This window comes from Azospirillum cavernae (assembly GCF_003590795.1).
GTDB classification, from domain to species: domain Bacteria; phylum Pseudomonadota; class Alphaproteobacteria; order Azospirillales; family Azospirillaceae; genus Azospirillum; species Azospirillum cavernae.
On record NZ_QYUL01000003.1, the window covers coordinates 159842 to 172726 of the forward strand.

The following is a 12885-nucleotide window of genomic DNA, read 5'->3' on the forward strand; positions in this document are numbered from 1 at the left end:
GCCTTGCTCATTGCTTCTCTCCCGAGCCGGTCTTGGTGATGATGGTGTAGAAGACGAAGGAAAACAGCAGCACGATCAGGAAGTAGATGATCGAGAAGGCCGCCGCCTTGCCGATGTCGAACTGGCCCACCGCCATCTGCGTCAGATATTGGCTGAGGAAGGTGGTGGAGTTGCCGGGGCCGCCGCCGGTCAGAACGAAGGGTTCGGTGTAGATCATGAAGCTGTCCATGAAGCGCAGCAGGATGGCGATGACCAGAACCCCGCGCATCTTCGGCAACTGGATGTAACGGAACACCGCCCATTTCGACGCGCCGTCGATCTTGGCCGCTTGATAGAAGGCGGGCGGGATCGACTGAAGACCGGCGTAGGCGAGCAGCGCGACCAGGCTGGTCCAGTGCCACACGTCCATCACCAGCACCGTCAGCCAAGCGTCCAGCGAGTTGGAGGTGTAGTTGTAGCTGAAGCCCAGCGCCCGGAAGGTGGCGCCCGCCAGACCGATGTCGCCGCGTCCGAAAATCTGCCAGATGGTGCCGACGACGTTGAACGGGATCAGCAGCGGCAGGGCCAGCAACACCAGCGTCAACGACGTCTTGGCGCTGCGACCGCCCGGCATGCCGAGCGCGATGACGATGCCCAGCGGAATTTCAATCGCCAGCACGGCCAGCGAATAGATGATCTGGCGGAACAGCGCGTCGTGCAGCCGCTCGTCGGCCAACACCTTTTCAAACCATTCCGTGCCGACGAAGAGTGTTTGGCCGGGACCGAAGATTTCCTGAACCGAATAGTTGACCACGGTCATCAGCGGCAGGATGGCGCTGAAGGCGACGATCAAAAACACGGGAATGATCAGGAACCAGGCCCGGTTGTCTTGGACTTTATCCATGGCTCCGGCTCCTCAATTGACCAGATAACTGTCGTGGTAGAGCTTGGTCCACCGGGTGGGGAAGCGGATGGCGGCGTCGAGCGGGATTTCTTGATCCTCCGACAGGCGCGCCTTCAGCGTGTGGCTGCCCATGCGCAGGGTCGCCAGCTTCGACGTGCCGAGATCGTCCACGCCGACCACCTGAACCGGGATGGCCCCGTTGGCGCCGCTGCGGGTCAGCTCGACGAATTCCGGGCGGATGCCCAGCTCGAACTTTTCACCGAGCTTGGGAACGTCGCGGTTGGGCAGGGCGGCGGCGGAGCCGGGGGCCAGCGGGATGGCGATGCCCTCGACGATGGCCTGATCGCCGCCCAGCGTGCAGGGCATCAGATTGATGCCGGGGCTGCCGATGAAGTAACCGACAAAGGTGTGGCGCGGCGCCTCGAACAGCTCTTGCGGGGTGCCGAGCTGGACCATGGCGCCCTCATACATCACCGCGACCTTGTCGGCGAAGGTCAGCGCCTCCACCTGATCGTGCGTCACATAGATCATGGTCAGGCGGTATTCCTCGTGGATCTGGCGCAGCTTGCGCCGCAGGATCCATTTGGTGTGCGGGTCGATGACGGTCAGCGGCTCGTCGAACAGGATGGCCGCGACGTCGGAGCGGACCAGCCCGCGCCCCATGGAAATCTTCTGCTTGGCGTCCGGCGTCAGCCGCTGGGCGCGCTTTTTCAGATCGGCGGTCAGGTCCAGCGCCTCGGCCACCTGCCGCACGCGGCGGTCGACGTCGGCCTCGGGAACCTTGCGGTTGCGCAAGGGGAAGGCGAGGTTTTCATACACCGTCATGGTGTCGTAGATCACCGGGAACTGGAACACCTGGGCGATGTTGCGCTCTTCCGGCGTGCAGCGGGTGACGTCCAGCCCGTCGAACAGCACCCGCCCTTCGCTGGGCACCAGCAGGCCGGAGATGATGTTCAGAAGGGTGGACTTGCCGCAGCCCGACGGGCCGAGCAGGGCGTAAGCCTTGCCGTCCTCCCACTCCTGCGACAGACGGCGCAGGGCGTAATCGTCGGGCTTGCTGGGGTGGGGGTGGTAGGAATGGCCCAGATTGTCGAATTGAATGGTCGCCATGATGTCAGCGCCTCACGCGATGTTGCGCAGCATGCCGCGCCGTCCCAGCGGAGCGGCGACAAGCGCGCCCGCCGTGGAAAAGACGAAGATGCGGTCGGGGTCGGCGTAGACCTGGATCTCGGACCCGATGGGGTGGGTGTGGACGCCGTCCTCCCGCGCGATCAGCGTGGTGGAGCCGTGGCGCAGATGGATGAAGGTTTCCGATCCGCTGATTTCCGACAATTCGACCCGGCCCGTGATCGGGACCAGCCGGTCGGAGCGGCGCAGAACCGTCAGATGATTGGCGCGGATGCCGACGCGGCAGGGACCGGCGGGCAGGTTGCGGTCGTGCGCCGACAAAGGCAGGCTGGTGCCGTCGCTGAGCGCCACGCGGTCGTTGGTGAGGATCGCCTCCAGCACATTCATCGGCGGGTCGCTGAACACCGACGCGCATTCCTCGGTCACGGGAGACTGGAAGACGTCGCTGGTCGGGCCGGTCTGCAACAGGCGGCCTTCGTGCAGCACCGTGACGGCGCCGCCCAGGATCAACGCCTCTTGCGGTTCGGTGGTGGCGTAGACGACGGTGGTCTTGCCGTCGGCGAAGATGTCGCGCAGCTCGGCGCGCAGCTCCTCGCGCAGCTTGTAATCCAGGTTGACCAGCGGCTCGTCGAGCAGCAACAGACCGGCGCCCTTGACCAGGGCGCGGGCGATGGCGCAGCGCTGCTGTTGGCCGCCGGACAATTCGGCGGGAAGGCGGGCCAGATAGGGCGTGATGCGCAGCATGTCGGCGGTGCGGCGGACATGGGCGTCGATGTCGGCGGATGATTTGCCCTGGCGGCGCAGGGGCGACGCGATGTTGTCGAACACCGTCATCGCCGGGTAATTGATGAATTGCTGATAGACGATGGCGATGTCGCGATGGCGCACCGAAACGCCGGTCACGTCCTTGCCATTTTCCAGAACCCGCCCCGAACTGGGGGCGTCCAGACCGGCCATCAGCCGCATCAACGTGGTTTTGCCGGCCAGCGTGCGGCCCAGCAGAACGTTGAAGGTGCCGGGCTGAAGCGCCAGCGACAGGGGGTGAAGATGCAGGTCGGCGCCGACCTTTTTGGTCACGCCTTCAAGGGATACAGTCACCGGAGTCCTCCCATCGACAACCGCCCGGAGGTGCTTTCTGGGGCGGTGGCCGTTGCGTGTCGGCGCTGGTCGAACCATGCGCCGATGGCGTCCCGGATCGTGGCGTCCAGGTGCAGCCCAAGTTTGGAGCGGCGCCACAAGAAATCGTCGCCGCTGACGGCGAATTCCTCGGTGGCGGCGTAGGTCAGTTCGGCTTCAAAAACCCCGCCGCCAAAGTCGCGGCCAAGGTCGGACAGCGCGGCGGCCTTGCCCAGCAACCGCTCGACCCGCGTGCCGTAGGCGCGCGCCAGACGCAGCGCGAGGTCGTCGGGCAGCCAGGGGCGGCGGCGGCGCAAATCGGCCAGGAAGCCGGTGAAATCGGCGTTGGCGATGTCGCCGCCGGGCAGGGCGAAATCGGCGGTCCAACTGCCGCCCTTGCGGCCCAGCGCGGTCAGCAGCTTGTCGGTCGCCTCTTCGGCCAAGCGGCGGAAGGTGGTGATCTTGCCGCCGAAGATCGACAGCATCGGCGCTTGACCGGCGGGCGTGTCCATCTCCAGCACGTAATCGCGGGTGACGGCGGACGCGTTGCCGCTGGCGTCGTCGAACAGCGGGCGAACGCCGCTGTAGCTCCACACCACGTCGTTTTCGGTCACGGGGCGCTTGAAGTAGCGCGACACCGCCCGGCACATGTAGGTGACTTCGTCAGGGCTGATCGTCACCGCGCCGGGATCGCCGGTGTAATCCAGGTCGGTGGTGCCGATCAGGGTGAATTTGCCCTCATAGGGGATGGCGAAGACGATGCGGCGGTCGTCATTCTGGAAGATGTAGGCGTGATCGCCGTCATACATCTTCGGCACGACGATGTGGCTGCCCTTGACCAGACGAACCGACTTGTCGACCGTCGCGCCGGTGCGGCGGCTGATGACGTCGCGCACCCAGGGGCCGGCGGCGTTGACCAGTGCGCGGGCGCGCACCGTGCGGGTTTCGCCGCTGTCGGTGTTGACCAGGGTCGCCACCCATTCGCCGTTCAGGCGCTGGGCCTTTTCGCAACGGGTGCGCGTCAGGATCTCCGCGCCGCGTTCCCGCGCGTCGATGGCGTTGAGCACGACCAGACGGCTGTCCTGCACCCAGCAATCGGAATATTCAAAAGCCTTGGTGAATTCGCCGGTCAGCGGCTTGCCCGCCGGGCTGCGGGTCAGATCGACGCCATGCGACCCGGGCAGCAGATTGCGTTTTCCCAAATGATCGTAAAGGAACAAACCGATGCGCACCATCCAGGCCGGACGCATGCCGCTGTCGTGCGGCAGGATGAAGCGCAGCGGCCAAATGATGTGCGGGGCGGCGCGCAACAGCACTTCACGTTCTTGCAACGCCTCGCGGACGAGGCGGAATTCGTAATATTCAAGATAGCGCAAACCGCCATGGATCAGCTTTGTGCTGGCCGACGAGGTGGCGCCCGCAAGGTCGCCCTGTTCGCACAGCACCACCGACAAACCCCGTCCGATCGCGTCGCGGGCGATGCCCGCGCCGTTCACGCCACCGCCGACGATCAGCAGATCCACCGCATCGCTGGACGCGTTCGTCATCGTTCCTCTCCGTGTCGCGCCGCCCCGGCTGGGGGTCGGCTGCTTTCGTTTTGGAACATACAATGTTCGTTAGCGCGTGTGAAGGAAAATGTTCGTTCAACGGACCATATTTTGACGCTACGCTCAATCCGGGCGTTTGCCTATCGAAAACAGCGGGCGCGAAACGGCGCGTCGCACAGCCTGCGGCCCCCCGCCCGGCGCGCCGCGCCAACGCCCCGCCGTTGGTGGTAGGCCATTGGCAATGCGTTGAATCGCACAAGAAAAAGCCCCCTTCTTCTCTCGGAAGACGGGGGCTTCGCGGGGCGTCGCGTCGCGGGATGGCGGGACCGCTTCATCAGGCGGCGCGGATTCGCGTCAACAATTGGTCAACGTCCTGCGACAGGTCGCTGGATTGTTGCGAAAGCGCGCGTGTTGCGTTCAGCACCTTGGCGGCGGCGTTTCCGGTTTGATTCACCGCGTCGCCGACCACCGCGACGGTTTCGGAAATGCTCTGCACCGCGCCGGACGCGTGGTTGATGCTGCGCGCGATTTCGTTGGTGGCGGCGACCTGCTCCTCCACCGCGCTGGCGACGATGGCGGTGATTTCGTCGATCTTGCCGATGGTGCGGCCAATCACGTCGATGGCCGACACCGCGCCCTGCGTGGTGGTCCGCACCGAGGCGACCTGTTGGGCGATGTCCTCCGTCGCTTTCGCGGTCTGGCTGGCGAGGTTGCGCACCTCTTCGGCGACCACGGCGAAGCCGCGCCCGGCCTCGCCCGCGCGGGCGGCCTCGATGGTGGCGTTCAGGGCCAACAGGTTGGTTTGTCCGGCGATGGCGTTGATCATGCCGACGACGTCGCCGATCTTCTGCGCGGCGACGGCCAGGGCGTTCATCAGCTCGCTGGTGTGGCGGGCCTCGTCCACCGCGCCGCGCGCGATCTGGCTGCTGTCGCTGACCTGACGGGTGATTTCCGCGATGGAGGCCGAGAGTTGTGTCGCGGTGGAGGCCACCGTCTGCACGTTCATCGCCGTTTCCGCCACCGCTTCACGCACCGCAGCCATCTGCTCGCTGGTCCGTTCGGCGGTCGCCGACATGCCTTCCGACGCGCTGCGCATCTCCGCCGAGGTGGCGGCGATGGTGGTGGTCGCGCCCTTCACGCTGGCCTCGATGCTCGACGTGATGGCGGTGACGGTGCGCGCCCGTTCCTCCTCCGCCCGCTTCTGAATGCCTTCCTGGCGGGCGTGAAGGTCTTGGATTTCAAAGCTTTTGGCGCGGAAAATCCCGACGGTTTCGGCCATGTCGGCGATCTCGTCGCGCCCGCCGACCGAGGCGTCGATTGTCAAGTCGCCCGCCGCCACCGCGCGCATCGCCGCGATCACCCGCAACAGGCGCTGGGTCAAACGGTTGCGGACGTAGAACCAGGCGATCAACGCGGAGGACAGCAGAACCACGGCGGTGGTGGCCGCCTGGACGGCGATGGCGTGGCTGACGCCGTCCTCCGACGCGCCGACATCCTCCTCGACCAGCGCCTGTTGGCTGGCGACCACGCGCTCAATGGTCTGGCTCAGTTCAGAGGCGAGGTTCAGGGTTTCGGTCAGCGTGCTTTCCATGTCGGTCAGAACGCTGGTCTGTTCGTTTCGAATGCGAAAGACGCTGGTCGGGCCGCTGCCGAACACCGCCAACCCATCGCGCGCCTTGACCAGCGCCGGACGGTCCTGGCTGTCCTTTGGCACGCTGTCGATGGCGTTGTTCACGCGCAGCAAGGCCCAATCAAATTTGGACCGGATGCTGCCGAGCGTCGGGCCGCTCGGCACGCTGGACGCGGCGGCGATCATGCCATAGGCCAGATTGCCGTTCGCCTGAACCCCCATCAGCGCGGTGATGATCGGCAACTCCTCGCCCGCCAACCGCTTGGCGAGCGTGGCCACCGAATCTCCGCCCTGCGCGGTCGCCAGATCGCTGACGACGTTTTTGACCGACAGGGTGGACACTTCCAGCAGCGGGGCGACCAGATCGGTGAAATCCTCGTGCGACATCACCGCTTCGGACACCAGATCGCTGAGTTTGCCCTCGATCGCCAGCCGGTCGCCGGTCAGCTTGCCGAGCTTTTCGATGTTGGCGGCCATGCGTTGGCCCAACCCGGCGACGGCGGACAGATCCGCGCCGCCGCTGGGACCGGCGGCGGCTTGCAAGGCGCTGATCCGCTCCTTCAAGCCGTCCAAGCGCTGGGTCAGACCGCCGAGGCGTTCGCTCAGTTCGGCGGGGGTCTTCGCGTTGGCGACCGAAGGCGCGTTGGCGGCGATGGCCGTGCTTTCCTTGGCCAGCGACAGCGATTGCACGATGGAGGGCACGCCATGCCGCCCGATCTGCGTCATCGACTGGCCCATGACCCCGAACGACCACCACGCCATGCCGCTGGCGAAGGCCGCCAAAACCGCCACCCCGCCAAAGGCCAGGAACAGGCGGCCTTGGATGCCCATGCGCAACCCGGTTGCGGTTGGACGCTGTGGCGCGGCGACAGACGCGGCGGTCATGCTCTTCTCCTATACGCCTGGCGGCGCGTGACGGGGACGCGCGGCGCCCTGTTGTTTGGACAGCGTGCATTGGCGGTGGCGGATCAATAAGACGGGGGAAACCCGAACAGACGGAAGCCGTTCCGTTCCACCCCGGCGGGGCGGAGCAGTCGCTTAAGGGCAAGCCTGCGTGCGCTGTGTTTCGCGATTGTCATATCATGAGCGTTTGCTTTCGTAAAGCAACATGCTTGTGTGGCGAACAAGTTTGGGCATACGGTTGCAAAGGCCCTATCCCGCCACCAGGCGGGAGCGCGAAACAAAGCGCGGTGATGGTCGCGTTTTTCGCTTTGACCGATTCCGCGCCTCTGATTCACTGCGGCCGCCCGCCTTGCCGATTCCGCCGGAGACAAGCCTATGGACGCGCGCCTTGACGCCGAACACCGTCAGCAAGAAATCGTCGCCCTGGTTCACGCCAAGGGGATGGTGCAAATCCAATGGCTGGCCGAACATTTCGACGTCACGCCGCAAACCATCCGCCGCGACATTGAACATCTGGCCGGGCAGGCGGCGGTGCGCCGGTTTCGGGGCGGCGTCACCGTGCCGTCGAGCGTGGAGAACATCGCCTACACCACCCGACAGACCCTGATGGCGGAGGAAAAGCGCCGCATCGCCGAGATGGTCGCCCGCCATGTGCCGGAAGACGCCTCGCTCTTCCTCAACATCGGCACGACGACGGAGGCGGTGGCCCAGGCGTTGCTCAGCCACAAGCGGTTGCGCGTGCTGACCAACAACCTGAACGTCGCCACCATTCTACACAAAAACACCAACTTCGCCCTGTCCATCGCCGGCGGCCAAGTGCGCGAGCGCGACGGCGGCATCATTGGCGAGGCGACGGTGGAGTTCATCCGCCGCTACAAGGTGGACATCGGCATCATCGGCATCAGCGGCATCGACAGCGAAGGCGACCTGCTGGACTACGACGAGCAGGAGGTCCGCGTCGCCCGCGCCATCATCGAAAGCTCGCGCCGGGTCTTTCTGGTGACGGACCACACCAAGTTCGGGCGCAACGCGATGATCCGCATGGCCGACGTCCGCGTGTTGGACGACCTGTTCACCGACCGCCTGCCGCCACCCGAATTGATGGAGGTGTTGACCAACGCCGACTGCCAAGTCCATGTCGCCGACGGTTCCGACCCGGCGGGGGCCGGGGAGGAAGGCGGGTTCGAGGAATGAACCCGCCTCTTTAGAATCCTCAGAACACGGCGCGCAGCAGGCCGAGCGTCCGTAGCCGGGCCAGGGTTGCGCTGTCGGCGTGAAAACTGCCGCGTTCGTCGCAGTTGAAGCCATGCCCGGCGGGGTAGAGATGAACCGCCGCCGTCGGGTGACGCTCCTGCACCCCGTCCGCGACCGCCAGCGGAATGGCGTGGTCCTGCTCGCCGAAATGCAGCAGGGTGGGAACGCGCGGCGCGTCGTCCAAATGGTTGCCGATGTCGCCGCCGTAATAGGCGACGGCGGCGCGCAGCGGCAGGCGCGAGGCCGCCGCCCAAGCCAGACTGCCGCCCCAGCAATAGCCGACCACCGCCGCCGCGCCATCACCACCAAGAGCGGCGAGCGCCGCCGCGAGATCCAGCAAGGCGGCTTCGGTGGCGACGTGGCCTTTCAGGGCGATTCCGCGCTCGATGCCCGCCTTGTCATAGGGCAGTTCGACCGCCGCTTCGGCCCGCTCGAACAGGTCGGGGGCGATGACGCGGTAGCCATCCGCCGCGAAGCCGTCGCAGACCGCGCGGATGTGATGGTTGATTCCGAAAATCTCCGGGGCCAGGACGATTCGTCCGATCTCCGTCCCTTGCGCTGGGGCGTGATAGGCGCGGAATTGGTGGCCGTCCTCGGCCTGCAAGGTGATCCAGCCGCGTTCGTTTTCGCTCATGCCCGTGCTCTCTTCTGGTCGCCGCGTCGCCGCGTGTGGGGAATATTGGTCGGCGACCGGCTGCGGCGACAGGAAAAAGATGGGGCGGCCCGTCTGACTCCCCGTTCACAAACAGGCTTGCCGAAGCCGCTTCAGCCGACCACTCTCTTCCCTGTGGTTTGGTTCTTTCAACCGGCAGCCCGATCAGGTCGGGCAAGGACAGGCAAGCGGTGATTATCGAAAGCGACCTCAAGCTCGATTTTAAGGATGTGCTGATCCGGCCCAAGCGCAGCACCCTGCAAAGCCGCAACGACGTCAATGTGAACCGGACCTTCACCTTTCTGCACAACCAACGCGACTGGACCGGCTTTCCGCTGATCGCCGCCAACATGGACGTGGTCGGCACCATGGCGGTGGCGCGCACGCTGTCACGCTTTGGCGCGATGACCGCCTTGCACAAGCATTACCGGGCCGAGGAACTGATCGAATTTTTCCAGGGCGACGAATCCGGCAATGTCTTTTATTCGCTGGGCATCACCGACGCCGACCACGAGAAGTTCAAGGCGGTGAAGGCCAAGGCCCCGGTTGACAAGCTGTGCATCGACGTCGCCAACGGCTACACCGAACGCTTCGTCGAGGTGGTGGCCCGCATGCGCGAGGAAAACCCCGACATCGTCATCATGGCCGGAAACGTCGTCACCGGCGACATGACGGAGGCGCTGTTGCTGGCCGGGGCCGACATCGTCAAGGTCGGCATCGGGCCGGGATCGGTCTGCACCACCCGCAAAATGACCGGCGTCGGCTATCCCCAGCTTTCGGCCATCATCGAATGCGCCGACGCGGCCCACGGCCTGAAAGGGCAGGTGTGCGGCGACGGCGGTTGCACCGTGCCGGGCGACCTGTCCAAGGCCTATGGCGCCGGGGCCGATTTCGTCATGCTGGGCGGCATGCTGGCCGGGCACGACGAATGCGAGGGCGACATCCGTTATGAGGAGCGCGACGGTCAGCGGATTCCCGCCACCATGGTGTTCTACGGCATGTCGTCGGACACGGCGATGCACAAATACGCGGGCGGCGTCGCCTCCTACCGCGCGTCGGAGGGCAAGACGGTCGAGGTGCCTTACCGTGGCCCCATCGAAGGCACGGTGCAGGAGATCATGGGCGGCGTGCGCAGCATGATGACCTACATCGGCGCCACCAAGCTGAAGGAGGTGCCCAAACGCACCACCTTCGTCCGCGTCGGCGCGCAGTTGAACACCGTGTTCGGCGGCGGCTGAGGGCGGAACCCTGCGGCGGGGTGGCCCCCCGCCGCAAGAGTGATGGTCAGCTTCCCAGCGCGCTGGACAGGATGGCCTTGGCGTCGATCTTCGCCAGCCCCTCGGCGAAGGCCTTGGCCATCGCCTCGCCCTTGGCGTCCTTGCGGAAGGCGATGTGCAGGGTCTTGTCTTCCAGGATCTTGCCGTTGAAGCGCAGCTTGTCCGCCGATTCCTTCAACTGGGGCGTGGTGCGGATCAGGTCGTTCATCACCGCGCGGTCGATCACCGCAATGTCGATCCGTTCAGCCAGCAGCTTTTTCAGATTGGTCAGATCGCTGTTGGCCTTGTCGGCGTGCAGTTCGCCCTTGGCGACGCGGGCGTCGAGGTCGTCGGTGTTCACGTAGCCGTCGACGACGCCGATTTTCTTGCTTTTCAGATCGTCCAGGCCGTTCCACGTCACCGGCGAGGCCGTGCGTTCGGCGAAGCCCAGCGGGCTGGAGCCGAGCGGGGCGGAGAGGATGAAGTCCTTTTCGACATCGGCCCCGGCGTATTCGGGGAAGTAGCCCTGAAAATCGCCGCCATCCTTGGCCAGCGCCACCGCGCGGTTCCACGGGTAGAAAGCGACGTCGATCTTGTAGCCGACGGCGGCGAAGGCGGCCTGGACCACGGCGACGGCGGCCCCCTTGTCCTTTTGGCTTTCACCGCTGAAGGGCGGCCAATCCAAGGAGGTCAGGTGGACGATCTTGTCCTGCGCTGCGGCGGGCAACGTCAGCGCGGCCAAAGCGGCCAGCGTCAAAACGGAGCGGCGAACGGCGGTGACGGCGCGAAGCGGCATGGGCGACCCCCGGCGGGCGTGAAGCGGAAAGACCACACGTTAGCATGGGTTTGCGCGTCTGTCGGGGGCGGAAGCATGACAGAATGATGATGTTTTCGGACGCCCCTCAGAGCGCCCGGATCTGCATCTTGATCGGGCCGTCGGCGCGACCGTTCACAAATTGATCGACGTAGGGGTTGCCGGACTGGTCGATGTCCTTGGCGTGGCCGGTCCAGATGATGCGCCCCTGATGGATCATCGCCACCCGGTCGGCGATCTTGCGGGCGGACGCCATGTCGTGGGTGATGGTGACGGCGGTCGCCCCCAGATCCTTCACGCATTCGACGATCAACTCGTTGATGACGTCGGCCATGATCGGATCCAGGCCGGTGGTCGGCTCGTCGAAGAAGATGATTTCCGGCTCGTCGGCGATGGCGCGGGCCAAACCGACGCGCTTTTGCATGCCGCCCGACAGCTCCGACGGCGACAACTCCGCCACGTCGGGCGTCAGGCCGACGGCGCCCAGCTTGGCGATGGCGATCTCCTTGGCTTGGGCGCGCGGCATGTGTTCGCCCTGAATCAGGCCGAAGGCGACGTTTTCCCAAACCGGCAGGCTGTCGAACAGGGCGGCGCCCTGGAACAGCATGCCGAATTTGTGCTGAAGCTTTTCCCGGTCGCGTGGGTTGAGTTTGGTGGTTTCCGCGTCATCCACCCGGATCGAGCCTGAATCCGGATGCAACAGGCCCAGTATGCATTTCAGCATCACCGATTTGCCGGTGCCCGACCCGCCGATCACCACCAGCGATTCGCCGGTCCCGACCTGCAAATCGATGCCGTTCAGCACCTTTTTCGGGCCAAAATGCTTGGTCACGCCCTTCAGAGTGATCTTCGGGGTCGTGCTGGGCGGCGTGCGGTTGGTGTCGGATCGCGAAGGCATCGGGCGGGCGCTCATTTCGTCGAGAAGAACAGGCCGGTGATGAGGTAGTTCGAAATCAGGATCATGATGGAGGCCGACACCACCGCGTTGGTGGTCGCCGCCCCCACGCCCTGGGCGCCGCCCTTGGAATGGTAGCCATGGTAGCAGCCCATCAGCGAAATCAGGAAGCCGAAGACCGCCGCCTTGACCAGGCCGGAAATCACGTCCAGCGGTTCCAAAAACTCCCAAGTGCGGCTGATGTAGCTGCTGGCGTTGAAATCCAGCCGGTAAACGCCGACCAGGAAACCGCCAAAGATGCCGATGATGTCGGCGACCAGCACCAGCAGCGGCAGCATCGCCAGCCCGGCCATCAGGCGCGGCGCGATCAGATATTTGAACGGGTTGGTGGACAGGGTGGACAGCGCGTCGATCTGTTCGGTCACGCGCATGGTGCCGATTTCCGCCGCCATCGCCGCGCCGATGCGCCCGGCCACCATCAGACCGCCCAGCACCGGCCCCAACTCGCGCGTGATCGACAGGGCGACCACCGTGGCGATGGCGCCCTCGGCCTGGAACCGGGAGAAGCCGCTGTAGCTTTGCAGGGCCAGCACCATGCCGGTGAACAGCGCCGTCAACCCGACCACCGGCAGCGAATAAAAGCCGATGTCGATCATCTGGCGCAGAATCTGCCGGGGGTAGAAGGGCGGACGCACGCAGTGCGACAGGGCCGTTCCGGTGAACATGGCGAGACGCCCGGTCGCTTCAAGAAAGACCAGGAACGCCCGGCCGGTGGCGGCAAGGAAACCCATCAGTCGGCCCGTGTCG

The 12885-nt window shown here is 65.3% G+C and carries 11 protein-coding genes; 2 read left to right on the top strand and 9 right to left on the bottom strand.

Features of this window, described 5'->3' with window-relative positions:
- Window positions 1-7 precede the first annotated feature (7 nt).
- The 5 genes from D3877_RS20680 to D3877_RS20700 all read right to left on the bottom strand — a co-directional run bounded on the left by D3877_RS20680 (window position 8) and on the right by D3877_RS20700 (window position 7189).
- A complete protein-coding gene (locus tag D3877_RS20680) occupies window positions 8-883 on the bottom strand; it encodes a carbohydrate ABC transporter permease (RefSeq protein WP_119832690.1) in 876 nt (291 codons plus the stop codon).
- Window positions 884-895: 12 nt separating this feature from the next.
- Complete coding sequence (locus D3877_RS20685; RefSeq protein WP_119832691.1) at window positions 896-1993, bottom strand: ABC transporter ATP-binding protein; 1098 nt, start codon at window positions 1991-1993, stop codon at window positions 896-898.
- A gap of 12 nt (window positions 1994-2005) precedes the next feature.
- Complete coding sequence (locus D3877_RS20690) at window positions 2006-3109, bottom strand: ABC transporter ATP-binding protein (RefSeq protein WP_119832692.1); 1104 nt, start codon at window positions 3107-3109, stop codon at window positions 2006-2008.
- Window positions 3106-4674, bottom strand: coding sequence for a glycerol-3-phosphate dehydrogenase (gene glpD, locus D3877_RS20695; RefSeq protein WP_119832693.1), 1569 nt, complete (start codon window positions 4672-4674; stop codon window positions 3106-3108). Before glpD ends, D3877_RS20690 begins: the two co-directional genes overlap by 4 nt.
- A 334-nt stretch (window positions 4675-5008) precedes the next feature.
- Window positions 5009-7189, bottom strand: coding sequence for a methyl-accepting chemotaxis protein (locus tag D3877_RS20700; protein ID WP_119832694.1), 2181 nt, complete (start codon window positions 7187-7189; stop codon window positions 5009-5011).
- A 393-nt stretch (window positions 7190-7582) separates the two neighbouring features.
- Here D3877_RS20700 and D3877_RS20705 point away from each other — a divergent pair, with 393 nt between their 5' ends.
- Complete coding sequence (locus D3877_RS20705) at window positions 7583-8401, top strand: DeoR family transcriptional regulator (RefSeq protein ID WP_119832695.1); 819 nt, start codon at window positions 7583-7585, stop codon at window positions 8399-8401.
- Between the two features lie 19 nt (window positions 8402-8420).
- Here D3877_RS20705 and D3877_RS20710 read toward each other — a convergent pair whose 3' ends face one another.
- Window positions 8421-9095 carry a dienelactone hydrolase family protein gene (locus tag D3877_RS20710; protein WP_119832696.1) on the bottom strand — a complete coding sequence of 225 codons (675 nt, stop codon included), beginning with the start codon at window positions 9093-9095 and terminating at the stop codon, window positions 8421-8423.
- A gap of 209 nt (window positions 9096-9304) precedes the next feature.
- Between D3877_RS20710 and D3877_RS20715 the strand changes: the two genes are divergently transcribed.
- On the top strand, window positions 9305-10351 hold the full coding sequence (locus D3877_RS20715; RefSeq protein ID WP_119832697.1) for a GMP reductase: 1047 nt from the start codon (window positions 9305-9307) through the stop codon (window positions 10349-10351).
- A 46-nt stretch (window positions 10352-10397) separates the two neighbouring features.
- Here the strand turns inward: D3877_RS20715 and D3877_RS20720 are convergent, their stop codons facing one another.
- The 3 genes from D3877_RS20720 to D3877_RS20730 form a co-directional block, all read right to left on the bottom strand.
- Window positions 10398-11165 (bottom strand): substrate-binding periplasmic protein, encoded by a 768-nt coding sequence (locus tag D3877_RS20720; protein ID WP_147395246.1) that lies wholly within the window; start codon window positions 11163-11165, stop codon window positions 10398-10400.
- Window positions 11166-11271: 106 nt separating this feature from the next.
- Complete coding sequence (locus D3877_RS20725; protein ID WP_119833121.1) at window positions 11272-12081, bottom strand: ABC transporter ATP-binding protein; 810 nt, start codon at window positions 12079-12081, stop codon at window positions 11272-11274.
- Between the two features lie 11 nt (window positions 12082-12092).
- Window positions 12093-12869, bottom strand: coding sequence for an MlaE family ABC transporter permease (locus D3877_RS20730; RefSeq protein WP_119833122.1), 777 nt, complete (start codon window positions 12867-12869; stop codon window positions 12093-12095).
- Window positions 12870-12885 lie beyond the last annotated feature (16 nt).